The 25,000-nt window shown below is 73.5% G+C and carries 17 protein-coding genes; 6 read left to right on the top strand and 11 right to left on the bottom strand.

The features are described from left to right. Positions 1-22 precede the first annotated feature (22 nt). Both RBJ77_RS53345 and RBJ77_RS53340 read right to left on the bottom strand, forming a co-directional pair. Positions 23-1,756 carry a GAF domain-containing protein gene (locus RBJ77_RS53345; RefSeq protein WP_372351627.1) on the bottom strand — a complete coding sequence of 578 codons (1,734 nt, stop codon included), beginning with the start codon at positions 1,754-1,756 and terminating at the stop codon, positions 23-25. Positions 1,757-1,825: 69 nt separating this feature from the next. Further along, entirely contained in the window at positions 1,826-4,180 is a 2,355-nt protein-coding gene (locus RBJ77_RS53340; protein WP_372351626.1) for a LuxR C-terminal-related transcriptional regulator, read from the bottom strand. A gap of 329 nt (positions 4,181-4,509) precedes the next feature. Here RBJ77_RS53340 and RBJ77_RS53335 point away from each other — a divergent pair, with 329 nt between their 5' ends. Beyond that, entirely contained in the window at positions 4,510-5,211 is a 702-nt protein-coding gene (locus tag RBJ77_RS53335) for a PP2C family protein-serine/threonine phosphatase (RefSeq protein WP_372351625.1), read from the top strand. Positions 5,212-5,283: 72 nt separating this feature from the next. Here the strand turns inward: RBJ77_RS53335 and RBJ77_RS53330 are convergent, their stop codons facing one another. Beyond that, positions 5,284-6,186: a LysR family transcriptional regulator gene (locus tag RBJ77_RS53330; protein ID WP_372351624.1), complete on the bottom strand. Its 903-nt coding sequence runs from the start codon at positions 6,184-6,186 to the stop codon at positions 5,284-5,286. A gap of 81 nt (positions 6,187-6,267) precedes the next feature. On the opposite strand from RBJ77_RS53330, the gene RBJ77_RS53325 reads away from it, so the two are divergent. The 3 genes from RBJ77_RS53325 to RBJ77_RS53315 all read left to right on the top strand — a co-directional run bounded on the left by RBJ77_RS53325 (position 6,268) and on the right by RBJ77_RS53315 (position 8,560). Next, on the top strand, positions 6,268-7,485 hold the full coding sequence (locus RBJ77_RS53325; protein ID WP_372351623.1) for an MFS transporter: 1,218 nt from the start codon (positions 6,268-6,270) through the stop codon (positions 7,483-7,485). Positions 7,486-7,550: 65 nt separating this feature from the next. Beyond that, a complete protein-coding gene (locus RBJ77_RS53320; protein ID WP_372351622.1) occupies positions 7,551-8,189 on the top strand; it encodes an NAD(P)-dependent oxidoreductase in 639 nt (212 codons plus the stop codon). A gap of 110 nt (positions 8,190-8,299) precedes the next feature. Next, positions 8,300-8,560, top strand: a complete 261-nt coding sequence (locus RBJ77_RS53315; RefSeq protein WP_255974611.1) for a DUF5133 domain-containing protein — start codon at positions 8,300-8,302, stop codon at positions 8,558-8,560. Here the strand turns inward: RBJ77_RS53315 and RBJ77_RS53310 are convergent. Then, a complete protein-coding gene (locus RBJ77_RS53310; RefSeq protein WP_372351621.1) occupies positions 8,537-10,339 on the bottom strand; it encodes a coagulation factor 5/8 type domain-containing protein in 1,803 nt (600 codons plus the stop codon). The genes RBJ77_RS53315 and RBJ77_RS53310 overlap by 24 nt on opposite strands. Before the next feature lie 290 nt (positions 10,340-10,629). Here RBJ77_RS53310 and RBJ77_RS53305 point away from each other — a divergent pair, with 290 nt between their 5' ends. Next, entirely contained in the window at positions 10,630-12,486 is a 1,857-nt protein-coding gene (locus RBJ77_RS53305) for a discoidin domain-containing protein (protein ID WP_372351620.1), read from the top strand. 35 nt (positions 12,487-12,521) lie between these two features. On the opposite strand, the gene RBJ77_RS53300 is transcribed toward RBJ77_RS53305, so the two are convergent. Next, a complete protein-coding gene (locus RBJ77_RS53300; protein ID WP_372351619.1) occupies positions 12,522-13,076 on the bottom strand; it encodes a DUF4232 domain-containing protein in 555 nt (184 codons plus the stop codon). 132 nt (positions 13,077-13,208) lie between these two features. Between RBJ77_RS53300 and RBJ77_RS53295 the strand changes: the two genes are divergently transcribed. Next, positions 13,209-14,855 carry a glycoside hydrolase family 15 protein gene (locus RBJ77_RS53295; RefSeq protein WP_372351618.1) on the top strand — a complete coding sequence of 549 codons (1,647 nt, stop codon included), beginning with the start codon at positions 13,209-13,211 and terminating at the stop codon, positions 14,853-14,855. On the opposite strand, the gene RBJ77_RS53290 is transcribed toward RBJ77_RS53295, so the two are convergent. From RBJ77_RS53290 to galE, 6 genes are all read right to left on the bottom strand, one after another. Continuing rightward, a complete protein-coding gene (locus RBJ77_RS53290; protein WP_372351617.1) occupies positions 14,845-15,579 on the bottom strand; it encodes a class I SAM-dependent methyltransferase in 735 nt (244 codons plus the stop codon). The two genes, RBJ77_RS53295 and RBJ77_RS53290, sit on opposite strands and share 11 nt — an antisense overlap. A gap of 7 nt (positions 15,580-15,586) precedes the next feature. Beyond that, the gene (locus tag RBJ77_RS53285; RefSeq protein WP_372351616.1) at positions 15,587-19,864 is read right to left on the bottom strand and encodes an aminotransferase class I/II-fold pyridoxal phosphate-dependent enzyme; all 4,278 of its coding nucleotides are present in this window, start codon (positions 19,862-19,864) and stop codon (positions 15,587-15,589) included. Between the two features lie 126 nt (positions 19,865-19,990). After that, positions 19,991-21,619: a right-handed parallel beta-helix repeat-containing protein gene (locus RBJ77_RS53280; protein WP_372351615.1), complete on the bottom strand. Its 1,629-nt coding sequence runs from the start codon at positions 21,617-21,619 to the stop codon at positions 19,991-19,993. 5 nt (positions 21,620-21,624) lie between these two features. Further along, a complete protein-coding gene (locus tag RBJ77_RS53275; protein WP_372351614.1) occupies positions 21,625-22,593 on the bottom strand; it encodes a UDP-glucuronic acid decarboxylase family protein in 969 nt (322 codons plus the stop codon). Beyond that, a complete protein-coding gene (locus tag RBJ77_RS53270) occupies positions 22,590-23,918 on the bottom strand; it encodes a UDP-glucose/GDP-mannose dehydrogenase family protein (RefSeq protein WP_372351613.1) in 1,329 nt (442 codons plus the stop codon). The genes RBJ77_RS53275 and RBJ77_RS53270 overlap by 4 nt, the downstream gene beginning before the upstream one ends. Further along, entirely contained in the window at positions 23,909-24,997 is a 1,089-nt protein-coding gene (gene galE / locus RBJ77_RS53265) for a UDP-glucose 4-epimerase GalE (RefSeq protein WP_372351612.1), read from the bottom strand. The genes RBJ77_RS53270 and galE overlap by 10 nt, the downstream gene beginning before the upstream one ends. Positions 24,998-25,000: the final 3 nt, after the last annotated feature.

Below are 25,000 nucleotides of genomic sequence, written 5' to 3'. Positions count from 1 at the left end.
GTGCGTCGTCCGGCCCGGCGGCTCACTGCTGCGCCTCGTTCAGCGGGACCTTCCACTCCAGGTGCGTGCCGCCGCCCTTGCCCGGGCCGACGGTGAGGGTGCCGCCGCGGCGCTGGGCGCGGGCCGTGAGGTTGGCGAGGCCGCTGCGGTGCGAGTCCGCCTCGGACGTGATGCCGATGCCGTCGTCCGCCACGGCCAGCGTCAGCGACCGGCCCCGTACGGTCAGGGCGACCTCCGCCGACGACGCCCGCGCGTGCCGGGCCACGTTCGTCAGCGCCTCGCCGAGCACCGCGAGCGCGTCGTCGGCGACCGCGCGCGGCACGTCCACGTCGAGCAGGCCCTCCATGCGCAGCGCGGGGGTGAAGCCGAGGACCCGGGCCGCCTCCTCGATGGCCCGCACCGTGCGCAGCCGCAGCCCCGCACCGGTCGGCGGCGCGTCCTGCTCGCGCAGGCCGAAGATGGTCGACCGGATGATCTTGATGGTGGTGTCCAGGTCGTCCACGGCCCGCATCAGCCGCTCGGCCGCCTCCGGGTGCTGTACGAACCGCTGCGCGCTCTGCAGCGTCATCCCCGTGGCGAACAGCCGCTGGATCGCCAGGTCGTGCAGATCGCGGGCGATCCGGTCGCGGTCCTCAAGCAGGCTCATCTGCTCCGTGTCCCGCCGCCGGTCGGCGAGTTCGAGGGCGAGCGCGGCCTGCCCGGCGAAGCCGACCAGCGGGATCAGTTCGGCGGCGGAGAACGGCTGCGAATCCGCCTTGCGGGCCAGCATCAGGACGCCCCGCACGCTGGCCGCCGTGCCGATCGGCGCGGCGACGGCCGGTCCGAGGCCGTCCCAGCGCGCCGGCTGGTAGGTGATCCGCGGGTCCTTGCGGATGTCGTCGGACGTGACCAGTTCGCCCGCGGACAGCGCCGTACCGGCGAACGTGCCCTTGCGCGGCAGCGTCACGTCGTCGTGCACCTCGGCCTGGTGGCCGAGCGCGAGCGTCTCGTGCAGGTCGTCCTGGTCCGGGAGGATCAGTGCGACCACGCCGAGGTCGGCCCCGGCGATCTCCTTGGCCCGCTCGACCATCAGACGCAGGACCTCGCTCTCCTCGGTGCCCGACAGCAGGCTCCCGGTGAACTCGGCGCTCAACTTCAGCCAGCGCTCGCGGAGTTGGACCTCCTCGTACAACCGCGCGTTCTCGATCGCGACCCCCGCCGCGGCGCCCAGCGTCTGGAGCACCGCCACGTCCTCGTCGTCGAAGTCGCCGCCGCCGCGCTTCTGCGTCAGGTACAGGTTCCCGAACACGGCCTCGCGCACCCGCACCGGCACCCCCACGAACGTGTGCATCGGCGGATGGTGCGGCGGGAACCCCGACGACGCGGGGTGCTCGGCGAGTTCCGACAGGCGCAGCGGCTCGGGGTGCCGGATCAGCTCGCCGAGGAGTCCGTGCCCGGACGGCAGGTCACCGATCTGCGACCGGAGTTCGTCGCTGATGCCGACCGGAAGGAACTGCGACAGCTTGCGCCGGTCCTCACCGATCACCCCGAGCGCCCCGTACTCGGCGTCGACCAGCACCACGGCCGCCTCCACGATGCGGCGCAGCACCTGGGAGAGGTTCAGCTCCTGACCGACGGAGAGCACCGCCTCCAGCAGACCCTGAAGGCGGTTGCGGGTACCGCGCACAGCGTCGATCCGTACTTGGAGCTCTTCGAGCAGTTCGTCGAGTCGCAGTCGGGGCACCGGTCCGGCCCCCCGTGCACCGTCCTCGCCCATCCGACCTCCGTGGGACTTCGGGCCTGCCTCTCACGGTAGCCGCTGAAGGCCCCGTGACGACCTGCTTCGTCAGACCTCGGACGACGGAACGAGTGACTCCGACCCCGGGCCGGTGTGCAGCGCGGCGATCTGCGAACGCGAGGTGAAGCCGAGCTTGGTGAGGATGTGCTCCACATGGGAGTCGATCGTGCGCTTCGACACCACGAGCTTCGCCGCGATCTCCCGGTTGGTGAGGCCCTCGCTCACCAGCGCGGCGACCTGTCGCTCCCGGGGCGTCAGCCCGTCGGCGGGACCCGAACGCTGCGGCGGCACGTCGGGTGCCGCCGCGGTCTCGTCATCCAGCGCCAGGTCCACCACCACCTCCAGCGGCAACTGCCCGCCCTCGACGAACGAGTCGTGGTACCCGTCGGCGCCCAGCGCGGCCCGTGCCTGCCCGGCCGCCCGGTCGTGCAGTTCGTGCAGCGCCGGAATGCCGAACCGGGCCTCCTTCGCCGCCCGCCGCCACAGCGCGTCGGCGGCGCCCTGCAGCACGGCGACCCGCTCGAAGTGCCGCAACTGCGCCGCGTGCCAGGCGAGTCCCTCCGCGAAGTGGGCGAGCCCCATCAGGTCGTGCAGCGCCGCCTTGCTGCGGATGCCCTCGCGGGAGCACTCGACCGACGCGTCGTGCTCGCCCTTGAGCCACAGCCCCACGCTCTTCACCCACAGCGCCCAGCTGCGCGCCCACTGCTCCGCCGGATACGCCGCGCCCCGCGCCAGCGAGTCGTCGCACCAGGCGATGCCCTTCTCGTGGTCGCCGGAGATGATCAGCATGAAGCCGCCGTAGAAGCCCAGCATCCGCAGGCCCGTGTCGTCGCCGAGCGCCGTCATCCGGGTGCGGGCCTCCTCGAAGTCGGCGGCGCAGCCCTCCATCCGGCCCAGGAAGTAGCGGCGGTGCGCCTGGAAGGCGAGCGTCCAGGCCGCGCCGTTCCGGTCCGAGATGTGGGTGGCGATCCGCTCGGCCTCCTTGAGGAGGTCCTCGTTGTTGCCGCGCTCGCCCTGGATGTCCATGTACCAGCTGGTCAGATAGAGGCCCTTGACGCGTACGGGCGTCTCGTCGCGGCAGCCGTCGAGCGTACGGCGCAGCCAGTAGCGGCCCTCCGTCAACAGGCCCGTGGTGTGCCAGTACCCCCACAGAGCCGTCGCCATCTCCAGCCCCTTGCAGTGCAGCCGGGGCGAGGCCACGCAGTGCTCCAGGGCCACCCGGACGTTGGCCTGGTCGCGGACCAGGGCGCGCAGCAGCGGGATCTGCGAGTCGCCCGTCCACTCCTCGTCGAAGCACCGGGCCACGTCCAGGAAGTACGCGAGGTGCCGCTGCCGGGTGCGCTCCTCGCCGCCGAGCGAGGCGAGCTGCTCCAGACCGAACTCGCGGATCGTGTCGAGCATCCGGTACCGGGTGCCCTCGGGCGTCTCGACCCGCACCACCACCGACTTCTCGACGAGTCCGATCAGCGACGTCAGCACGTCGTCGACCGGCAGCACGTCGTCGTCGGCGCACACCGACTCGGCGGCCTGGAGACTCAGCTCCCCGGCGAACACCGAGAGCCGGGCCCACAGCAGCCGCTCCGGCTCGGTCGACAGGTCGTGGCTCCAGCCGATCGCCGTACGCAGCGTCTGGTGGCGCGGTACCGAGGTGCGCCGCCCGCCCGTGAGCAGCCGGAACCGGTCGTCGAGGCGGCTCAGCATCTCGTCCAGGGAGAGCACCCGCAGGCGGGACACGGCGAGTTCGATGGCGAGCGGGATCCCGTCCAGACGGCGGCACAGGGCCAGCACGTCGGCCCGGTTGTCGTCGCTCACCGTGAAGCCCGGGACCGCCGCCGACGCCCGGTCCTCGAACAGGGCGAGCGCGTCGCAGTCCTGCCCCGCGGCGCCGGGATACAGCTCGGGCACGCTCAGCGGACCGATCGCGAGGACGTGCTCGCCGGCCACGTCAAGGGGCTGCCGGCTGGTGGCCACGATCCTCAACCGGGGCGCGGCGCGCAGCAGTTCGTCGCAGAGCATCGCGCAGGCGTCGACCAGGTGCTCGCAGGTGTCGAGCAGCAGCAGGAGGTCCTTGTCCTCCAGGAAGTCGGCGATCACCTCGAGTGCGGGACGCGCCGCCTGTTCCGGCAGGTCGAGGGCGGCGGCGACGGTGTTGGCGAGCAGTTCCGGGTCGCGCAGCGCGGAGAGCTCGACCAGCTGGACCCCCGCCTCGAACGTGGTGCGCAGTTCGTGCGCGGCGCGCACCGCGGTCCGGGTCTTGCCGACGCCGCCGGGGCCGGTCAGGGTGACGAGCCGGGCCCGCGTCAACACCTCGGCCACTTGGGCCAGTTCGCGCCGCCGCCCGACGAAGCTGGTGGCCTCGGCGGGGAGGTCGCCCGGCATACGGCGACCGGAGCTGCGGTTCATGGGGGCACTCATTCCGTGCGGTTCGGAAGGTTGCGGCTGTCTTTCGCCGCCACGCTAGACGGAATCGGCCAGGGGGCGGACCGCTTCGGGCGAGAACCATCCCGGACCCGTACAGAGATGGGAAACTGTCTCCCCGCCCGTGGTGGCGGAGCGTCCCGCTCCGCGGGGAGGGCGTCGTGCGCATCGTGTGCGCGCTTCGAGGAATGTGCGCACTTCGAGGAATCCGTCACACGCCGCGTCCGGCTGACTACACTTCCCCCGTCATCGCACCGGTCGCCCCACCCCCACTCGCCGGAGCCGCTGGACCGGCTCGTCCCCGGAAGGCCCCCATGACCGCCCGCCCGCCGTCGACCACTTCGCTTCCGGAGACCGTCGGCACCCTCAGCGTCAGCGCCCGCCGGATCACGCCGGGCGGCGCGTACGACGGTGGCGGCGACGTGCACGGAGTCGTCGACACGCCCTTCGGCACCCGGCTGCTCATCGGCGACGTGATGGGCAAGGGCCCCGAACTGTCCCGCACCGCGGACGCCTTGCTGCACGCCTGGCGCGAAACGGCCCCGCAGCAGCGGTCGTTGGAGGTCCTCGCCGTGCGGCTGCACACGCTCGTCGCGCATTCCGAGGAGCCCGACCGGTTCATCACGGCGACCCTCGTCACCATCGCGCCGGACGGCTCCGCCGAACTCGTCTGCTGCGGCCACCCCCCGCCGCTGCTCATCCGCGGCGGCGGCGCGGTCCCGGCCGCGGTGCCCGCACCGGCGCCGCCGCTCGGGCTGCTCGACCTCGCCCAGGGCTGGTGCGCGGCCCAGCCGATACCCAGGACCGCCTGGGACCGCATGCTCCTGCACACGGACGGCGTCACCGAGGCCAGGGACGCCACCGGCACCTTCTACCCGCTCGCCGAGCGCGCCGCCGAGATCGGCACCGTGCCGCTCGCCTCCTTCACCGCCACTCTCGCCGCCGACCTGCTGCACCACGCGCAGGGCCGCCTCCAGGACGACGCCTCGCTCCTCGCGGTGGAGGCGGCTGCCTAGGGCCCGTCTCCCGGGTCCCTCCGTCCGCCCGCGGGGCAGGAGGGACCCGGGAGACAGGCCCTGGGGCCGGCGTCAGACTCCCGTCCGCCCCGAGGCGTCCGGCACGGAGTCCAGGAACGCCGCGGCGGCGGGCGAGCGACGCGTCTCGCTCCACACGAGACGTTCCTCCCGCACCGGCCCGCCCGCCACCCGCACCACCGCGAGCCCCGGCAGCTGCGGCACCAGCCGGGACGGCAGCAGGGCGATCCCGAGCCCGCCGCGCACCAGGTCGGCGAGGAAGCCGAGGCCCTTGGCCTCGAACGCCACGTCGCGGCGCAACCCCGCGGCCTGGAACGCCTCGTCGCTCTGCAGCCGCGCCGCGAGCCCCGCGGGGAAGTCCACCCACTCCTCGCCGGCGAGCCGCTCCAGCGGCACCGGATCGCCGCCCGCCCGGTCCGCCAGCGGATGGTCGGGAGCGACCACCGCCACGTGCCGGTCGACCACCAGCGTCCGGCTGCCCAGACCCGGATCGTCGGTACGGAACGACGGCTGCACGCCCAGGAAGGCCAGGTCGAGCTCGCCCTCCCTGACCCCGCGCACCAGCGCCTCGCTCATCCCGTCGATGAGCCGCATCCTCACTTGCGGGTAGCGGTCGTGGTACGCCCGCATCAGGCCCGGTACGTCGACCGCCGTGACCGTCGCGATCGCCCCCATGGCCAGCCGGCCCCTGATCTCCCCGGTGGCCGCGGCGACCTCCGCCCTGGCCCGCTCCGCCGCCTCCAGGGCCTGCCGTGCCGCCGGCAGGAACGCCTCGCCGGCGGCGGTGAGCGCCACCCGGCGGCTGGTCCGCTCGAAGAGCCGCGCGCCGAGCTCCTTCTCCAGCTTCCCTATCTGATGGCTGAGCGCCGACTGCACGACCAGGCACCGCTCGGCGGCCCGGGTGAACCCGCCGGTCTCGGCGACGGCGACGACGTAGCGCAACTGCTGCAGCTCCATGCCGTCCATCGTGCTTCGCGATCGTTGGGATGACAAGGATGTGTTGGACTCATCGTTGGTGGTGGGCGCAGGCTGACTGCCATGACACAGACGGGAATTCGGCCGGGAACGGCCCAGCAGCAGCCGGCAACTCCGAGCGGCACCACCGACCCCCGCAGGAGCCTGCTCCTCCTCATGGCCGTCGCCACCGGACTGTCCTGCGCCGGCAACTACGTGGCCCAGCCGCTGCTCGACCTGATCTCCCGGGACCTGCACCTCGGCAGCGTCCTGGCGGGCCTCGTGGTCACCGCGTCGCAGGCCGGATACGCGCTCGGCCTGATGCTCCTGATCCCGCTCGGCGACGTGCTGGACCGCCGCAGGCTCACCGTGCTGCTGTTCTCCGCCACCGCGCTCTTCCTCACCGTCTCCGCCCTGGCGCCGAGCGGCCCCGTCCTCCTCGCGGGCACGGTCCTCGCCGCCCTCACCTCGGTCGGCGCCCAGGTCGTCGTCGCCCACGCCGCCGCCCTCGCCTCCGCCGACACCCGCGGCCGGGTCGTCGCCGTCGTCATGTCGGGCGTCCTGCTCGGCGGACTGCTGGCCCGCACCGCCGCGGGCGGACTGTCCGAACTGGGCGGCTGGCGCACCGCGTACTGGGTCCTCGCCGTGCTCATGGCGGTCGCCGCCGTCGTCCTGCACCGCAAGCTGCCCCAGCTCGCCGTCACCGCGGAGCTCCGCTATCCGGCCCTGCTCCGCTCCACGCTCGCCCTGCTGCGCGAGGAGCCGGTGCTGCGCCGCCGCGCCCTGCTCGGCGCCCTCTCCCTCGCCTCGTACAGCGTCCAGCTCACCGCGCTCACCTTCCTGCTGTCCGGCTCCCCGTACCACTGGTCCGCGCCCGCCATCGGTCTGTTCGGCCTGGTCGGAGCCGTGGGCGTGGTGACGATGACCTTCGCGGCCCGGCTCGGCGACCGCGGCCACGCACAGAAGGTCACCGGTGGCGGGGCCGCCCTGCTGGTCACCGGCTGGCTGCTGCTGCTCGCCGGGCAGAGCTCCCTGTTCTGGCTCGCGATCGGCGTCGTCGTCCTCAACGTCGGGCAGCAGGCCGTCCTCAACAGCAGCCAGACCGTGCTGTACGCACTGCGCCCCGAGGCCCGCAGCCGCATCAACTCGGCGTTCATGACGAGCTTCTTCCTCGGCGGCGCGCTCGGCTCCGCGCTCGCCTCCGTCGTCTGGGCCGCCGCCGGCTGGACCGGAGTGAGCACCCTGGGCGCGGCCCTCGCGGCGGGCGCCCTCGCCGTCTGGACCTGGGAACGCACCCGCTGACCCCGGCTCCGTCGTCCCCTGCCCGATTCCCGTCGTCCCTCGATCGATCACCAGGAGCGTCACCCATGAACATCACCGTCTTCGGAGCCGCCGGAAACGTCGGACGCCGGGTCGTCGCCGAGGCACTCGCCCGCGGCCACCGGGTCACCGCGGTCGTCCGCGACCCGGCCCGCGCCACCGACCTGCCCGCGGGCGCCACGACGCGGATCGGCGACGCCGCGGACCCGCGGTCCGTCGCGGCCCTCGCCGCCGGCCAGGACCTGGTCGTCTCCGCGACCCGCCCGGCACCCGGCAGAGAGCCCGAACTCGTCGCCGTCACCGAGGCGTTGCTGAGCGGACTGCACGCCACCGGAGTGCGGCTGCTGCTCATCGGCGGCGCCGCGGGACTCACCGTGCCCGGGACCGGCACCGCCCTCGTCGACGCCCCCGGCTTCCCGGCGTTCCTGCGGCCCATCGCCCTCGCCTGCAACGAACAGTACGAGGCCCTGCGCGCCACGGCCCGCGACGTCGACTGGGCCTACGCCGCGCCGGCGGCCGAACTGGAGCCGGGCGTGCGCACCGGGTCCTACCGGCTCGGCGCCGACGAGCTGGTCGTCGATGCCGACGGCGTCTCGGCGATCTCCATGGAGGACTTCGCGGTGGCTCTGCTCGACGCCGCCGAGCGGCCCGAGCACCACAGGGCCCGCTTCACCGCGGCGTACTGAAGGCCCCGTCCGCCCCGCCTGTTTGACCTCGGACAGGCAGGGCAGCCGGTGGGGGACCGCACCGGTCCCGACGAGCCCCGACGAGCCCCGACGAGAAGGAGCCCGTATCCATGCTGCTGGCCCACCCCGCCGTGCTGACCGATCTGGTCCGCCAGTACGAGACGCTCAGCACGCTCGACGCGGCAGGCGGACGCCCGGACGCCCGGCGCCGCATGGCGGACATCGCCTACTCGCTCTGCGTCGCCACCGGCACCGGGGACGTCGACGCGGCCCTGGTCGCGGCCCGGCACCGGTTGCCCGGCGCGCGGGTCCACGACGACTCGCTGATCAGGGCGCGGCCCCGGCCGTCAGGGGTACGACACCACCGTTGACGGCACGGTCGAGGTGCCCGACGTGGCGGCCCCGATGTCGTTGACGACGTGCTCGTACTGGCCCTGGCCGCCCAGGGACACGACCAGCAGGTCGTGGAACTTCACCCCGGGCGTGTTCGGTGCGGCGAACCCGTGTCCCTGGACGATCGTCGGGTCCACGTTGTAGTAGCAGTACGAGCCGAGTCCCCAGCCCTCGTGCGTCGTCACGGAGTCGGCGACCTTGTAGGCGGCGAAGCCCTTGGTGTTCCCGTTCTGGATCGCCGCCTGGTTCGGCGCGTCGTACGCCTTCTCGTTCTGGAAGAAGATCGTGCGCCCGCGCTCGCCGTTCCACTGCACGTCGTACTTGTTGAAGTGCTCCACGAACAGGCCCGTGGCGAGCACGTCGTCGCCGTTGACGACGACGCCGTAGTCGGCGCGGTTGGTCTCCCAGCCGACGCCGTCGCCGTGGTCGGCCCGCCACACCCAGGTGTGGTCGACGATGGTGTGCCGGGCGTTGATCACCATGCTGGTGGTCGCCTTGCCGGCGCCCGCGCCGCCGATCCGCACGAAGACGTCCTGCACGGTGATCGGGTCGGCGGAGTGGTCGGCTGCGGCGCCCTGCGGGCCGACCTCGATCAGGGTGGCGGAGTTGACGGTCCCCGCGTCGACGAGGAACCCGGCGAGCCGCACCCCGTCCACGTCGGCGACCTTCACCGCGGTCGCCCCGCCGTCCGGTACGAGGGTCGCGTAGCCGAGGCCGAGGACGACCGTGCCCGCCCGGTCCACCTGGACCGGCGTGTCCAGGTGGTAGACGCCGGGGGTCAGCAGGAGGTGGAGGCCCTGGCCGAGCGCCGCGTTGAGGGTGGCGGCGCTGTCGCCGGGCTTGGCCACGTAGAACTGGTCGAGCGGGAGCGAGGTGCCGCGCGGGGTGCCGTTGCCCCAGGTCGTGCCGCGGGCGTTCGTCCGCTTCTCCGGCAGGAAGACCTTGTAGTCGGCGCCGTCGAGGTACAGGAAGGGCTTCTCGCGGGAGACCGGGGTCGTGTCGAGGGTGGTGTACGGAGGGTCGGGGAAGCTCTGCGCGGGGGCGCCCTCGACACCGGAGAAGACCATGTTCCAGACGGCGTTGAGCCAGCCGCCCACCGACGAGTCGCGGGTGTACCACTGCTGTTGCGAGTACGGTCCGACGCTGCCGTCGATGCGGCTGTCGGCGATGTAGCCGCCGCTGGCCCAGCCGTAGCCGTCGGGCGAGAGGTTGAGTCCGCCGCGCACGTGCATCCGGCGGAACGGGGCGGCCTGGGCGACTGCCCACCGGTTGGTGCCGTTCACGGGGACCAGCGCCAGGTTCTCGGCCGAACGCCAGAAGTTCTGCGTGGCGTTGCCGTTGAACCAGCCGGCGTCGACGGTCACGTCCCCGTTGATCGTGGTGTCGTCGGGGGAGAGGCCGAGCCCGGATATCGAGGTGTAGAAGCCCAGTTGGGCGTTGAGCCCGTTGTAGGTGCCGGGCTTGAAGAGCAGCTGGTAGCGGCCGGTGCCGAACTGCGCCGACTCCTGCTGCTCGAAGATCTCGTCCAGCTTGGCCTGGATGCCGGGTGTGGACGGGTCGAACACGATCACGTTGGGGCCGAGGTCGCCGCCGCCGGCCAGCGCCTCGCGGGGTGTGGCGGCGTCCGACGCTGCCTGCGCGGTCGACGCTGCCGACGCGGTGGCCGCGCCGAGGGCGGGCAGGACCGCGGCCGTGGCGGCCGCGCCGAGGACCCGGCGCCGGGACAGTCGGGACAGGGGTGTGGGGAGGTGGGGCACAGCGGCTCTCCTGGTTCATGAAGTGAACGAGTGGGGGTGTGGGAGCGCTCTCCTGGCGACGCATGCTTCAGGTGTGTGAATCGAGCGTCAAGAGTTGTGACGGAAGTTCACGAGAATCCAGGGGACTGAGCGTCAATAAATCGCCCGTATCGGCCAGTTTGGACTTCAGGAAGTTATGGAAAGCGATTTCTTCGCCTCCGTCCCACCGGCCCCCGTTGACACGCGGCGGACCGCCCCCTACGTTCCGCCTCCGGAGCGCTCTCCTTCCGTCACGTCGTGAAGGAGACGCCATGCGCCGCCCCCTCCTCCTGCTCAGCATCACCGCGACCCTGGCCGCCCTGGCCACCTCACTCGCCCCTCCGGCCGCCGCGGCGGCCCCCGACTGGAACACCGACCTGGCGGCGGCCGCGTACGCCGCCGACCCCGCGTCCGTCACCGCGTCCGGCAGTGAGAACGCCGCCACCGGACCCGCCGAGGCGGTCGACGCGGACCCGAACTCCCGCTGGTCCAGCGAGAGTTCGGACTCGGCATGGCTGCGCGTCGACCTCGGCGCGACCGTGCGCGTCGACCGCGTGACCCTCGACTGGGAGGCCGCCTACGGCAAGCAGTACGTTCTGGAGGTCTCGAAGAACGGCACCGACTGGCAGCCCTTCTACACGGAGGACGCCGGCACCGGCGGCAGCGTCACCGCGCACACGTACCCGCAGGAGGTGACCGGCCGCTACGTCCGCCTGCGCGGCGTCGAACGCGCCACGCCCTACGGGTACTCCCTGTACTCGTTCAAGGTCTACGGCGGCACGCCCGCCCCCGCCTCGACGACCCGCACCAACCTCGCCCTGCACCACCCCGCGTACAGCAACTACTACCAACACGCCGGGAACTCACCGGCGTTCGTCACCGACGGCGGCAGACCCGCCGACCTGAAGACCGACCAGAGCCGCTGGTCGAGCGACTGGAACGCGGACCGCTGGGTCGCCGTCGACCTGGGCGCGACCTCGACCATCGACACCGTCGACCTGTACTGGGAGGCCGCTTACGCCGTCGACTACGAGATCCAGGTGTCCGACGACAACAGGAGCTGGCGCACCGTGTACCGGCCGAGCGCCGACGAGGTGGCGGCCCGGCGCGCCGACATCAAGTCCCCGGGCGAGGCGACCGGCCGCCGCGACACCGTGAAACTGCCCACCCCCGCCGCCGGCCGCTACGTCCGCATGCTCGGCAAGGAACGCCGCTCCTTCTACAACCCGGCCCCGGCCACCGCCCAGTTCGGCTACTCCCTCTACGAGTTCGAGGTGTGGGGCACCGGAGGCAGCGCGGCCGCCGCGTACCCGGCGCTGCCGGGCGAGCAGCCGGGGGCGTACCGCACGACGTTCTTCGACGACTTCACCGGTGGCGCGCTCGACCGCGCCAAGTGGCGGGTGGTCAGGACCGGTTCGGAGATGGGGCCGGTCAACGGCGAGTCCCAGGCGTACGTCGACTCCACCGACACCGTCCGCACGGAGAACGGCAGCCTGGTCCTCGCCGCGCGGTACTGCAAGGGCTGCACCCGGGCGGGCGGCGGCACCTACGACTTCACGTCGGGGCGCATCGACACCCACACCAAGCTCGACTTCCGGTACGGGAAGGTGAGCGCGCGGATGAAACTGCCGGTGGGGGACGGGTTCTGGCCCGCCTTCTGGCTGCTCGGCAGCGACGTCGACGACCCGTCCGTGTCCTGGCCGGCCTCCGGCGAGACGGACATCATGGAGAACATCGGCTACGGCGACTGGACCAGCACCTCGCTGCACGGCCCCGGCTACTCGGCCGACGGCAACATCGGCGCGCTCCAGCACTATCCCGACGGCGGCCGCGCCGACCAGTGGCACACCTACGCGGTGGAGTGGACGCCGACCGGGATGCGCTTCACCGTCGACGACAAGCTCGTGCAGTACACCTCCCGCACCAAGCTGGAGTCCACGCGCGGCCAGTGGGTCTTCGACCACGACCAGTACCTGATCCTCAACCTCGCACTCGGCGGCGCCTACCCGGCCGGCTGGAACAAGGTCACCCAGCCGTACTGGGGCCTGCCCCAGTCGAGCGTCGACGCGGTCGCCCGCGGGGGCGTGCGGGCGGACGTCGACTGGGTGCGCGTGGAGCAGAAGGGCTGACGGGGCCGGTCGAGTCCGGTCGGGGCCGGGCGGGGTCAGACGGCGAGCTTGCCCTGGCCGCTGACCTGCTCGGTGAGGACCTGCTCGGCCCGCGCCGGTGACGACTGCCAGAGCGTCGTCACCGGCTCCCACACCTGGACCCCGGCCGGGGCGCCGAGGTTGAGGGCGGGGAAGCGGCGGCCGTCGTGGTCGGGGACCGCGGAGACCGTCACGTACATGACGGTGCGGGCCTCCTTCGCGGCGTCGGCGGAGTCGGAGACCGAGCGGACGGCCGCGTACGCGGTGTCGTGCGCGCCCAGGGTGTACCCGCCGTGCGGCACCGTCGGCAGCGGCAGTGCCGCGCCGTCCAGATCGCCGTACAGGACGGTCGGGACCCGGTCGACGAGGCAGGCCTTCGCCGCGTCGTTGCGCACGCTCAGGTCCAGGACGCCCTCGGTGTCGTCGGAGAGCCCGGCCCGTACGGTCAGGTCCTTCTCCGCGCAGCGCGGCAGCGCCGCGGGGGTGGCGTCGGCCGCCCAGGACGCGGGGACGGCGAGGGCGGTCAGGGCGAGGGCGGCCGCCGTGGCCGCCGTGACGTGACGTGCGCGCATCCGATGTCCCCTGTCCGTGGTGGTGGGCCGTGCCCGTGCTGCGGGAAACAGCACGAAGAAATTCTGCCTCAATGCGGACAAATGAGCCTATCCTGAAAGTGCGGCTCTGTGTACGGCGGCGTAGTTCCGATCATGGATTTCCGTATCGAGGACCACGCCCTTCTCGGGGACCTGGAGACTGCCGCGCTGGTCGGCAGGGACGGGTCCGTCGACTGGCTGTGCCTGCCCCGCTTCGACTCGCCCGCCGCCTGTGCCGCGCTCGTCGGCACCCCGGCCAACGGCTCCTGGCGGCTCGCGCCCCGCGCCCCGGACGCCCGCGCGCACCGCGCCTACCGCCCCGGCACCCTCGTCCTGGACACCGTCTGGGAGACGCCCGACGGCGCGGTGCGGATCACCGACTTCATGCCGCCGCGCGCCACCCGCCCCTGCCTGGTCCGCCGGATCGAGGGGATCCGGGGCGCCGTGCCGGTGCGCGGCGTGCTGCGGCTCCGCTTCCACCAGGGGCGGATCGTGCCCTGGCTGCGCTCCGTGGGGCCGTGCACGGTCGCCGTCGCGGGCCCCGACGCCGTGTGGGTGCGCGCCGACGGCCCCGCCCACGAGACCCTCGACCCGGCCACCGGCACCGCCACCCTCGACACCGCCCTCGCCCCCGGCCAGCGCTGCGCCCTCACCCTGGTCTGGGCCCCCTCCCACCTGGCCGAACCCCCGGCCGAGCTGACCGTGCCGGCGCAGACCCTGCTCAAGGAGACCGTCGCCTTCTGGCGGCGCTGGACCGCGCGGTGCGCGTACGAGGGCCCCTGGCGGCCGGCCGTGCTGCGGTCCCTGATCACGTGGAAGGCGCTCACCCACGCCCCGACGGGCGCCGTCCTCACCGCGCCCACGACGTCGCTGCCCCACGGGCCGGACGGCGAGCACGACGGCGACGGCCGCAGCTGCGGGCTCGACGGCTTCGGACCCGCCCTCGGCACCCTGCTGCGCTGCGGGCTGCGGACCGAGGCGACCCATCGCCTCGACTGGCTGCTGCGCGCGGCGGCGGGCGACCCCGGCGGACTGCAGGCGGTCTACGGGATCGCGGGGGAGCGGCGGCTGCGGCAGACCGACGCGGGATGGTTCGGCGGGCGGCCGGTGCGGTTCGGCGACGCGACGGCCGGCCGGTTCCGCTTCGCGGCCCACGCCGAGGTCCTGGACGCCCTCCGGGTGGCGCTCGACGCCGGGCTGCCGACGCCGGGCCTGGGCTCGGGCCGGTTCGTCGCGGATCTGACCCGGACCGTCGAACGGGCCTGGCGGTGCCCGCGGGCACCGGTGCCGGCCGACGAGGCCCTCATGGCGTGGATGGCCGTGGACCGCGGCCTGCGCACGGCCGGACAGCTCGGCCGGGGCGACGACCCGGCGCCGTGCGGCGCGCTCCGCGCGGAGATCCGCGGCCACCTGGAGTCCCTCGGCGCCCTGCCCCGCGGGACCGCCCTGCGGATGGCCGACGTGGGCTTCCACCCCGCCTCCCACCCGCGCGTCCGCGCGGCCCTCGACGGCCCCCGGGGAGCCGCGCCGCCGGTGACCGAGGAGCTGCGGCGGATCCGCGTGCTGGCCGGCCTCGGCCGCCGGGGCGCGGCCCGGGCCGCGTTCGAGCGGGTCCTCGCCGCCCGCAGCGACGTGGGACTGCTCGCCGAGCGCTGGGACCCCGGCACCGGGCGGCGCCTCGGGAACGCGCCGAGCGCCCCGGCCCAGCTCGCCCTCGTCACGACGGCGCTCGCCCTGGACGACGCCCGGCTCACCGGGTGACGGCCGACAGGAGCACCATGCCGGAGTCCCCGTAGTCCGGCAGCGTCGGGTCCGCGTCGATCCGCGTCACCGTCAGCTCCCTCGTCAACGGAGCGAAGACGGACCGTACGGCCGGCACGTCCACCGGACAGCCCGGCCAGACGGTCGTCCCGCCGATCCGGTACGTCGGCATGTTCTCCATGAACGCGGCGATCAGCCGCCCGCCGGGCGCGACACAGCGCGCGAAGCACGCGCACAGCGCCCCGAACTCGTCGAGGTCCTCCGTCACGCCCTCCGCGACGAAGTTCATCGACGCGAGCCCGTACCGGCCCGGCACCAGCGCGCGCACGTCGCCGTGGACCACCCGTACATGGGCGAGCGCGGCGGCGGGGGAGGCGGGCAGCCGCGGATCGAGCTCCCTGGCCAGCGCGTGGAAGGGACCCCAGCTCGGATCGGGCCCGTCCGCCAACTGCCGCCTGAGATACGCCACGTTGGCGGCGCCCGCCTCGACCGCGTCGACCCGCCGGCAGACCGCGGCGCCCAGCATCAGCGGGTACAGATTGGGCCCGGCCCCGAACTCCACCGACCGCTCCACCCCGCCCGCCGGCAGGCTCCGGTAGCAGGCGCTGTGGTGGGCGAGGACGGCGGCGTCCGAGGGGTGCAGCTCCCGGTAGTTCTCGGCGAGATAGGCGTCGACGGGCCAGCCGTCCCAGTCCACGTCGTCGTTGAACGTCCGTCCGGTCACGGTCCGTTCACTTCCGCACCCGCATCGGGAACCGCTCCTTGAGGCGGGTCAGCGTCGCGTTCAGCCGGTCGATGTCCTCGTCGGAGTTGAGCGCCGTGAGCTGGATGCGGAAACCCACCCGGTCGTGCGGCACCAGCGGATACGCCGCCACCGTCACGTAGATCCCGCTGTCCCACAGGAAACGGGCCACCGCGTCCACGTCCGACGCCTGGCCCAACGGAATCTCGACGATGGGCAGTTCGTCGCGGTTGAGCGTGTCCAGGCCGAGCGCGTGCACATGGTCGAGGACCCGCTTCGTCCGGGCGTGGAGGTCGGCCCGGATAGCATCGCCGCGCCGTTCGTTCACCTCGAGCCCGGCCAGCGCCGTCGCCAGCGACGCGGTGGGCGAGGGTCCCGAGTACAGATAGGGCGCCGCCGACGTCTTGAGGTGGTCCTTCAGCCAGGTCGGCAGCGCCAGGAAGGCCAGCAGCGACGAGTACGCCTTGGAGAACCCGCCGACCAGCACGATCCCGTCGTAGGTCTCCCCGAGGTGCCGTACGACGCCGTTGCCGCGGGAGCCGTACGGGCACGGTTCGGTGGCCCCGCGCTCCCCGATCACGCCGAAGCCGTGGGTGTCGTCGATGTAGAGGGTCGCCTCGAACGACCGGCACAGCCGGGCCAGGCCCGGCAGGTCGGGCAGGTTGCCGCTCATGCTGTTGACGCCGTCGAGACAGACGAGCCGGGACACGCCCGGCGGCACCGACCGCAGCAGCGACTCCAGTTCGTCGGGCCGCTCCGCGTGGAAGCGGTGCAGCGTCGCGCCCTGCCCACGCGCCGCGACACAGCCGTCGTAGACCGTGCGGTGCGCGGTGGCCTCCACGAACACCTGGCCCTGGCCCGCCAGGACCGGGATCACCGAGGCGTGGATGAGCGTCGCCGTCGGCAGCAGCAGCGTGTCCGGCGCGCCCAGCAGGGCCGCGAGCCGCTCCTCGATGTCCGGGTACAGCCGCGGACTGCCCAGCAGCCGGGACCAGCTGGGGTGGGTGCCCCACCGCTCGACCGCCGGGCCGATCGCCGCCATGATCTCCGGATCCCGGTCGAACCCCAGGTAGTTGCAGGACGCGAAGTCGATCAGCCAGTGGTCCCCGCTGCGGATGTGCCGGCCGCGCACCTCGTCGAGGACGGCGTCGCTCATCGGGTTGGTGCGGCGCAGCCGCTCCAGGTCGCCCCAGCGCGGATCGCGCCGCACTCCCGGGGGCTCGGGTGCCGCATCGCTCATAACCGTCGTCTCCTTCGGTGCGGGGCGGTCGAGCAGCGTCAGGGCGTGCTCGGGGGTGAGCGGGCGGGCGAAGAGGAAGCCCTGCCCGAACCGGCAGCCCATCCCGGCCAGCAGCGTGCGCTGCGCCGGGTCCTCGATGCCCTCGGCGATGACCGAGAGGCCGAGGGTGCGGGCGATCCGCACGATGCCCTCGACCAGCGCCACCTGCCGGGTGTCGGACGTGATGTCGTCGATGAACGACTTGTCGATCTTCAGGACGTCGATGGGGAACTCACGCAGGTACCCGAGGCTGGAGAAGCCCGTGCCGAAGTCGTCGACGGCGATCCGCACCCCGAGGTCCTTCACCTCCTGCACGACCGTGTCGATCTGCTGGTCGCGACGCATCAGCACCGTCTCCGTGAGCTCCAGTTGGAGCGATCCGGGCGCGAGGCCCGGGGTGGCGAGCGCCGCCCGCACCTGGTCGACGAAGTCGGTCTCGCGGAACTGCCGCGCCGACACGTTCACGCTGACGTACGGCGGTGCGGCGGGCGCCACGGCCTGCAGCCGGGCGGCGCCCGCCGTCGCGTTGCGCAGCACCCACGCGCCCAGCGACGCGATGTGCCCGGTCTCCTCGGCGAGCGCCACGAACTGCTCGGGCGGCACCGTCCCGCGCGGGTCGTCGGGCCAGCGCACCAGCGCCTCGAATCCGACCACCTGGTCCGTCGCGAGGTCCACGACCGGCTGGTAGCGCAGTGCGAACGCGCCCTCGCCGACCACCGTGTCCAGCCGGGCCTGCAACTCGTGGCGGCGCACCACGCGCTCGTGCAGCGGCGGCTTGAAACGGCGCCACTGCCGCTTGCCCGCCGCCTTCGCCGCGTACAGGGCGAGGTCCGCGTGCTGCAGCAGCTCGTCGGCGTTGGTGCTGTCCAGGGCGGTGGCCACCCCGACGCTCGCGGACACGCTCACCGCGTCCTCCAGGAGCCGGACCGGCCGGCTCAGGGTCTGCAGCACCTGCGCCGCGAGGAGCTCCGCGTCGACCGGATCGCGGGCGTCCTCCATCAGCACGGCGAACTCGTCGCCGCCGAGCCGCGCCGCCGTGTCCGAGCGGCGCAGCGACGCCGAGAGCCGCTCACCGACCGCCATCAGGAGCAGATCGCCCGCCGGGTGCCCGAGGGTGTCGTTGACCAGCTTGAAGTCGTCCAGGTCGATGAAGAGCAGACAGGTCAGACCGGGTTCGCGGCGGCTGCGCAGCAGGGCCCGCTCCACCCGTTCGAGCAGCAGCGTCCGATTGGGCAGTCCGGTCAGCGCGTCGTGGAAGGCCCGCTGCGTCAGCTCCTGCTCCAGCTGCCGCTGTTCGGTGACGTCCCGGAGCGTGACCACGATCCCGTTGACCGTCGGGTCGTCCCGCAGGTCGCTGCACCGCACCTCCACCTCGGTGCGCCCTTCCTCCTGCGTCACCCACCAGTGGTCGTGGGTCTCCGGCGCCCCTTCGGTGCGCAGCGCCTCCAGGGCCTGCGTCGCCCGCTCCCGGTCGCGCGGCCCCACCAGGTCGGGCAGCACGGCCCCGACGGGCCGCGCACCGCGGAAGACGGCGTGCGCGGACGGGCTCGCGTACCGGACGGTGTTGTCGTCGTCGACGATGAGGATCACGTCGGAGGCGTTGCGCACCAGCGTGCGGAAGTACGCCTCGCTCTCCCGGCGGATGATCTCCTGGCGCAGCGCGATCCGTTCCATCGCCAGTCCCGCGTGCGCGGCGAGGCTCTCCAGCGGGCTCCGGACCTCGCCCAGCCGCTTCGGCGGCCCGGCCACGACCAGCACGCCCGGCAGATCGCCGCCGGGCGGCCGGTCGGCGGGCACCATCGGGCAGGCCAGCGCGGTCGGCAGGCCCCGCAGCCGGGCCGCGGCGGAGGGTTCCAGCTCGTCGACGGGCATCAGCCGGGTCGCATCGTGCGGGCCGCGCGACTCGGTGTCGGGGATCATCGGCAGCAGGACCGAGGCGTGCGCGACGCCCGGGCCGAGCAGGGCGCTCACCGCGGTGTCGCAGGCCGTGGCGATGTCCTGCGGATGCACGGCCGACACCAGGGACGCGGTGGCGGTGCGCAGCGCGAGCTCGCGCGCCACCGCATTGCGGTGCGCGACCACCATCCCGCCGAGCCGCAGCAGCACCAGCAGGAACAGCACGGCACTGAACCCGGCGATGGCCGCGCCGTCGTGCGCGGTGCCGGACAGCGCCTCGTGCAGCAGGATCGCCGGCGCGATCAGTGTCGCGACGCCCAGCATCACCACGCGCCGGCGCGGTGGCAGCAGCGTCGGCTCGCGCGGCTGCTGCGCCGTGAGGTCCGCCATCGACGGGTGCAGCGCGGCCAGGCCCCACGCGGTGTAGAACACGACCCAGCCGGTGTCCAGGAGCGTGCCCGCCTGCCACGTCCCGTTGAGCTGGAGGATGCCGTACGCGACGTCGAAGCAGAGCAGCGTCAGGGTGCCGGCCACCAGGAGCTGCACCGAACGGTTGCCGCGCGGACCGGGCCCCGACGCGAGGAGCCGCGCGAGCAGCGCGAGGACCAGGACGTCGCCGAGCGGGTACGCGATGCTGATGGCGCGCTGCTGCCACGTCATGTCGTCGGCGAGGGTCAGCGGCTGCACGAGGAACACCCAGACCGGCAGCGCGAGCCCCGCCGTGAGGATCATCGCGTCGAGCACCGCGGGCAGGTCGCGCCCGGCCCACCGGTAGCGCACGAGCCCGAACAGGCCGACCGCGAACAGCGGGTACGTCAGCAGGTAGAAGGCGTCGGACGGGGAGGGGAACGGGTTGGACGCGGCGTAGTACTGCTCCTGCACGTTGTAGTACGTGTCGCCGAACGAGAAGGCCAGCAGGGCGCCGGCCAGGAAGTACCAGGGCCAGGTGTGCGCGGGCCGGTACATGCGCACTCCGGCGACGACCGCGACGGCGGACGCGAAGCCGATCGCCGCCCACAGCGGCGCGTGCATCGCGGGGATGGTCAGGTAGACGGCGGTGGCGGCCGCCACGAGGGCGGCATAGAGGGCCATCAGCCGATGTGCTCGCAGCAATGGCACGCGCCTCCCTGCGTCGGGGACACCGGGCGGCGTACAGGGCATCTGGCCTGGGCCTCGCTCCTCAAACGATCGTAGGCACGGGCAGGGGCACCCTGCATCTCAGCGCGGCACGACCCCTCCGACCTGCGGCGCGGCATCGAAGGACCGGCCGAACCAGTCGGCCCCGCCGGCCGGGGGCGCGCCGTGCGGCAGCGGCAGGTCGACGCCCTGCCCGGCGAGCGCGTCGCACGTGGGCACCACCCGCGGCGCGTCGTCGGGCGACCCGATCCGCGGCAGCGCGCCACCGGCCAGGCACGGGTCGACGTCGAGTCCGACGGCCCCGCCGCCGTGCATCTCCTGCCCCGTGGCCGCCTGCCACGCGGCGAGCGAGCCGTACCGCTCGGCGCCCCACCGGACCTGCCAATCACCCTTCGCCGAGCGGTAGTTGTTGCCCTGGAGCGTGACGTTCGAGGGGCCGAGGCCCGGGTCGGCGACGACCAGCGGGACGTCTCCGGTCACCAGGAGGTTGTTGCGGACCACCACGCCCCGTTCCCCGGACTGCAGGCGCAGCGCGGGCCCGGAGCCGGCGGGCGAGCGCGACAGGACCACCGTGTTCTGCACGACGGCCAGATCGCGGATGTCCTGGCCGTACACGGCGATCGCGCCGTGCCCGGGCAGCGCGCGGCCGTCGTCGACGGTGATGTTGTGGCTGATCGTGTTGCGCAGGTGCGCCCCGTTGACCCAGCGCTGGTACGCGTAGAAACCGGGGCCGTCGTTGTCGAACGCCAGGTTCCCGCGCAGCGCCGACTCCGACACGTTCGAGTCGAGCCCGAAGCCCGCGCCGTCGACGGCCGAACCGGTGTGGTTGCGGTAGGCGAGGCTGTGCTCGACCACGACCCCGGTGGCGTCGTACGCCCACACGCCGACCGGGCCCTCCGGCGCGTCGCTCGCGGCGCGGGCCCCGTTGTCGTGGGCGGCGACGTGCCGCAGCGTCGCACCACGCACCGAGCCGACGACGATGCCGTCCCCGGTGTGCCGGTCGTGCGCCCGGGGATCGCCCGGATTGCCGTACGCGGTCACCGAGTCGAGGGTGAGATCCGCGTGCGCGTACACCGGCCGGGCGGGCTTGAAGTCCGGGCCGTACGCCAGGAAGCCCGCGTCGGTGTTGCCGTGCAGGACCGCCCGGCGGACGGCGACGTCACGGAAGCCGACGCCGTGGGCGGACGCGCCGACCGCGACGCCGACCCGGAAGCCGGCCACGTCCACGTCGGAGACGGTTACCCCGGCGGGCCGGCCGCCGCCGTCCAGGTCGCTGTAGAGGTTCAGTCCCGCGTCGCGCGCGCGGGAGGTGCCCGAGCCGCGCAGCGCCAGGTCCCGCACCTGCACGCCCCCGGTGTCGTACACGGAGACGGCGGGTCCCGCGGGGGAGTCGATCGTGGCACGGCCCGTGCCGAAGGACCCGAGGACGACCGGTCGGCCGGCGTCCCCGGCGTCCTTCGGCCCGACGGTCACCGAGCCCTCGAAGCGCGCCCCGCCCTCCAGCAGCAGCCGGTCACCGGGCGCGAGGCCCGCCCGGTCGGCCCGGTCCAGGGTGCGCCAGGCCGTGCCCGGGGACGTGCCGGCGGCGCCGTCGTCCCCGTCCCGGGCCACGTAGTACGTGTGCGCGGGCGGCACGTAGTGCGGGGTGGCCGCGCACCCGGCCGCCACCACGGTCAGGCCCACCGTCACGGCGAGCGCCGCGCCGCGCATCGCCCTCACACCTTCACGGGTTCCCGGGCCCGCACCTCACGGGCGCGGGAACGGGCCCGGGACCAGGCCACGGTGCGGCGCAGTCCCTCTTCGAGGGGGATCGACGGGGCCCAGCCGAGCTCGGTGCGGGCCAGGTCGATGACGGGGCGGCGCCGGGTCGGATCGTCGACCGGCAGCGGCCGGTGCTCGACCGCCGACGACGAACCGGTCACCTTCAGGACGAGGTCGGCCAGCTCCCGGACGGTGAACTCGGCGGGATTGCCCAGGTTCACCGGTCCCGCGGCGCAGCTGTCGAGCATCGCCGTCAGACCCCGTACGAGGTCGTCGACGTAGCAGAAGCTGCGGGTCTGGCCGCCGTCGCCGAAGACGGTCAGCGGCCGTCCGGTGAGCGCCTGGCGCAGGAACGTCGAGACGACGCGGCCGTCGTGCGGACGCATCCGTGGTCCGTAGGTGTTGAAGATCCGCACGATGCCGGTGTTCGCGCCGAGGGAGCGCCGGTACGCCATGGTGAGTGCCTCGGCGTACCGCTTCGCCTCGTCGTACACGCTGCGCGGACCGACCGGGTTCACATGGCCCCAGTAGTCCTCCGGCTGCGGGTGCACCTCGGGGTCGCCGTACGCCTCGCTCGTCGACGCCAGCAGGAGGCGCGCGTCGTGGTGGAGCGCGAGCCGCAGCGCGTTGTCCGTGCCGCGGCTGCCGACGGCCAGGGTCTCCAGCGGGAGCCGGTGGTAGTCGGGCGGCGAGGCGGGGCTCGCCAGATGGGCCACCGCGTGCACCGGTCCCGGCACCTCGAACGGCTCGGTCACGTCGCACGACACCAGCCGGAACCGCGGCTCGGGCAGCAGGTGCGTCACGTTCGCCGGGGCGCCGGTGGAGAAGTTGTCCAGGCACCAGACCGTGTCGCCGCGGTACAGCAGTGCCTCGCACAGATGGGAGCCGAGGAATCCGCCGCCTCCCGTGACCACCACTCTCATGACGCACCTCCCACGGTGCTCAGCGGGCGGCCCAGCGCCCGGAAGGCCCAGCCGGCCGCACCCCACGCCCGCGGGTCGAGACTGTTGCGGGCGTCGAGGATCAGCGGGGTGCGGACGACACCGGCCAGGGCGGCGGGATCGATCGCGCGGTACTCGGGCCACTGCGTCAGGTGCAGCACCAGATCCGCGCCCTCGCACGCCTTCGGGACGTCCAGGGTGTACGTGAGGTCCGGGCACGCCGCGCGGGCGTTGTCCAGGGCCTGCGGGTCGTGGACGCGGACGGCGGCGCCCTCCGCCTGCGCGGCGGCCGCCACGGCGAGCGCCGGCGAGTCCCGCACGTCGTCGCTGCCGGGTTTGAACGCGGCGCCCAGGACGCCCACCCGGCGCCCGGCGAAGGTGCCGCCGAGCAGCTCGCGGGCGCGGTCGACGGTGCGCCGCCGCTGCCGGGTGTTGATCCGGTCGACCTCGTGCAGGAAGGCCACGGCCTCACCGGCGCCCAGCTCCTCGGCGCGGGCCGCGAACGCCCGGATGTCCTTGGGGAAGCAGCTCCCGCCGAACCCGAGTCCCGGATCGAGGAACTGCGGACCGATCCGCGAGTCGGCGCCCATGGCCCGCGCCAGGACCGTGACGTCGGCGCCCGCGCTGTCGCAGACCTCCGCCATCGCGTTGACGAAGGAGATCTTCGTGGCGAGGAACGCGTTCGACGCGACCTTCACCAGCTCCGCCGTCGCCGGGTCGGTGCTGAACACCGGGATCCCGGCCCGCCGCATCGGCCAGTACACGGCCCGCAGCAGCGCGTCCGCCCGGTCCGACGACACCCCGATCACCAGCCGTTCCGGATGCATCGTGTCGTGCACGGCGGAACCCTCGCGCAGGAACTCCGGGTTCCATGCGACCTCCGTCCCCGGTGCGAGGTCCGCGAGCCGCCCGGCGAGCCGGGCGGCCGTGCCGACCGGCACCGTCGACTTGCCGACGACCAGGGCGCCGGGCCGCAGCCGCGGTCCGATGCCCTCGACGACGGAGTCCACGTACCGGAGGTCGGCGCCCGCGCCGTCCGGGCGCTGGGGCGTGCCGACGCAGATGAAGTGGAGGTTCGCGAAGGCGGCCGCCTCGGCGAGCGACGTCGTGAACCGCAGCCGTCCCGCCGAGACCCCGCTCGCCAGCAGGGCGTCGAGGCCCTGCTCGTGCAGTGGGGCACGGCCCGCCGCCAGGGCCGCGACCCGCTCGGCGTCGATGTCCACGCCGAGCACCTCGTGCCCGATGTCGGCCATGCACGCCGCGTGCACGGTGCCGACGTATCCCGTGCCGATGACTGTCATCCGCATGGTCCTGCTCCTTCGTCGTGCCGGCCCGGCCGCCGGGGCGTGCCCTGGTAGCCGTGCGGGTTGAGCTGCTGGAAACGCCAGGCGTCCCGGCACATGTCGGCCAGGTCCCGGACGGGACGCCAGCCCCAGGCGCGCGCCACCGCGCCCGCGTCCGCGACGAGTTCGGCCACGTCGCCCGCGCGACGGCCGGTGATCTCGTACGGAAGGGTCAGGCCGCTCGCCCGTTGGAAGGCGGCGACCACGTCGAGCACCGAGCTGCCGTGTCCCCGGCCGAGGTTGAAGACCTTCATGCCGGGTCCGTCGGCGAGCCGGTCGAGGGCCACCCGGTGCGCCTCCACGGTGTCCATGACGTGCAGGTAGTCGCGGATCGCGGTGCCGTCCGGCGTCGGGTAGTCGGAGCCGAACACCCGCAGCCGGGGCCTGCGGCCCACGGCGACCTGGGAGACGTAGGGGAAGAGGTTGTCCGGGGTGCCGTGCGGGTCCTCGCCGAGCAGGCCGCTGGGGTGCGCGCCCGCGGGGTTGAAGTAGCGCAGGCACAGCACGCTCCAGCGCCGGTCGGCGCGGCACAGGTCGGCGAGGACCGTCTCGCAGACCGACTTCGACGCGGCGTAGGGGTTGGTCGGCCGGTGCGGGGTCGCCTCGTCGAGGGGGCCCTCGCCCGCGTCTCCGTACACCGAGCACGAGGAGGAGAACACGAGCCTGCGGACGCCGTGTTCGTCCATGACGTGCAGCAGAGCGGTGGTGCCGCCGATGTTCGTGTCGTAGTACGCGGCGGGCATCCGGGTCGACTCGCCCACGGCCTTGTGCGCGGCGAAGTGCACGACGGCGTCCACTGGGTGACGGTCGAAGACGGCCGAGAGGGCGCGCCGATCACGGATGTCCAGCTCGTACACGGCGCCGACGAACCGGCCGGCGATCCGCTCCACCCGCGAGAACACCCGCGGGCAGCTGTTGGAGTAGTCGTCGACCACGATCACCTCGTAGCCGTGGTCGAGGAGTTCGACGCAGGCGTGGCTGCCGATGAAACCGGCGCCGCCCGTGACGAGGACGGTCGAGGGGGAGCCCTTGCGTCCGGCCATCTT

Origin of the sequence: Streptomyces sp. KL116D, from assembly GCF_030766975.1 — a bacterium.
Classification (GTDB): domain Bacteria; phylum Actinomycetota; class Actinomycetes; order Streptomycetales; family Streptomycetaceae; genus Streptomyces; species Streptomyces longispororuber_A.
This window is presented reverse-complemented; position numbering and strand designations above follow the sequence as displayed.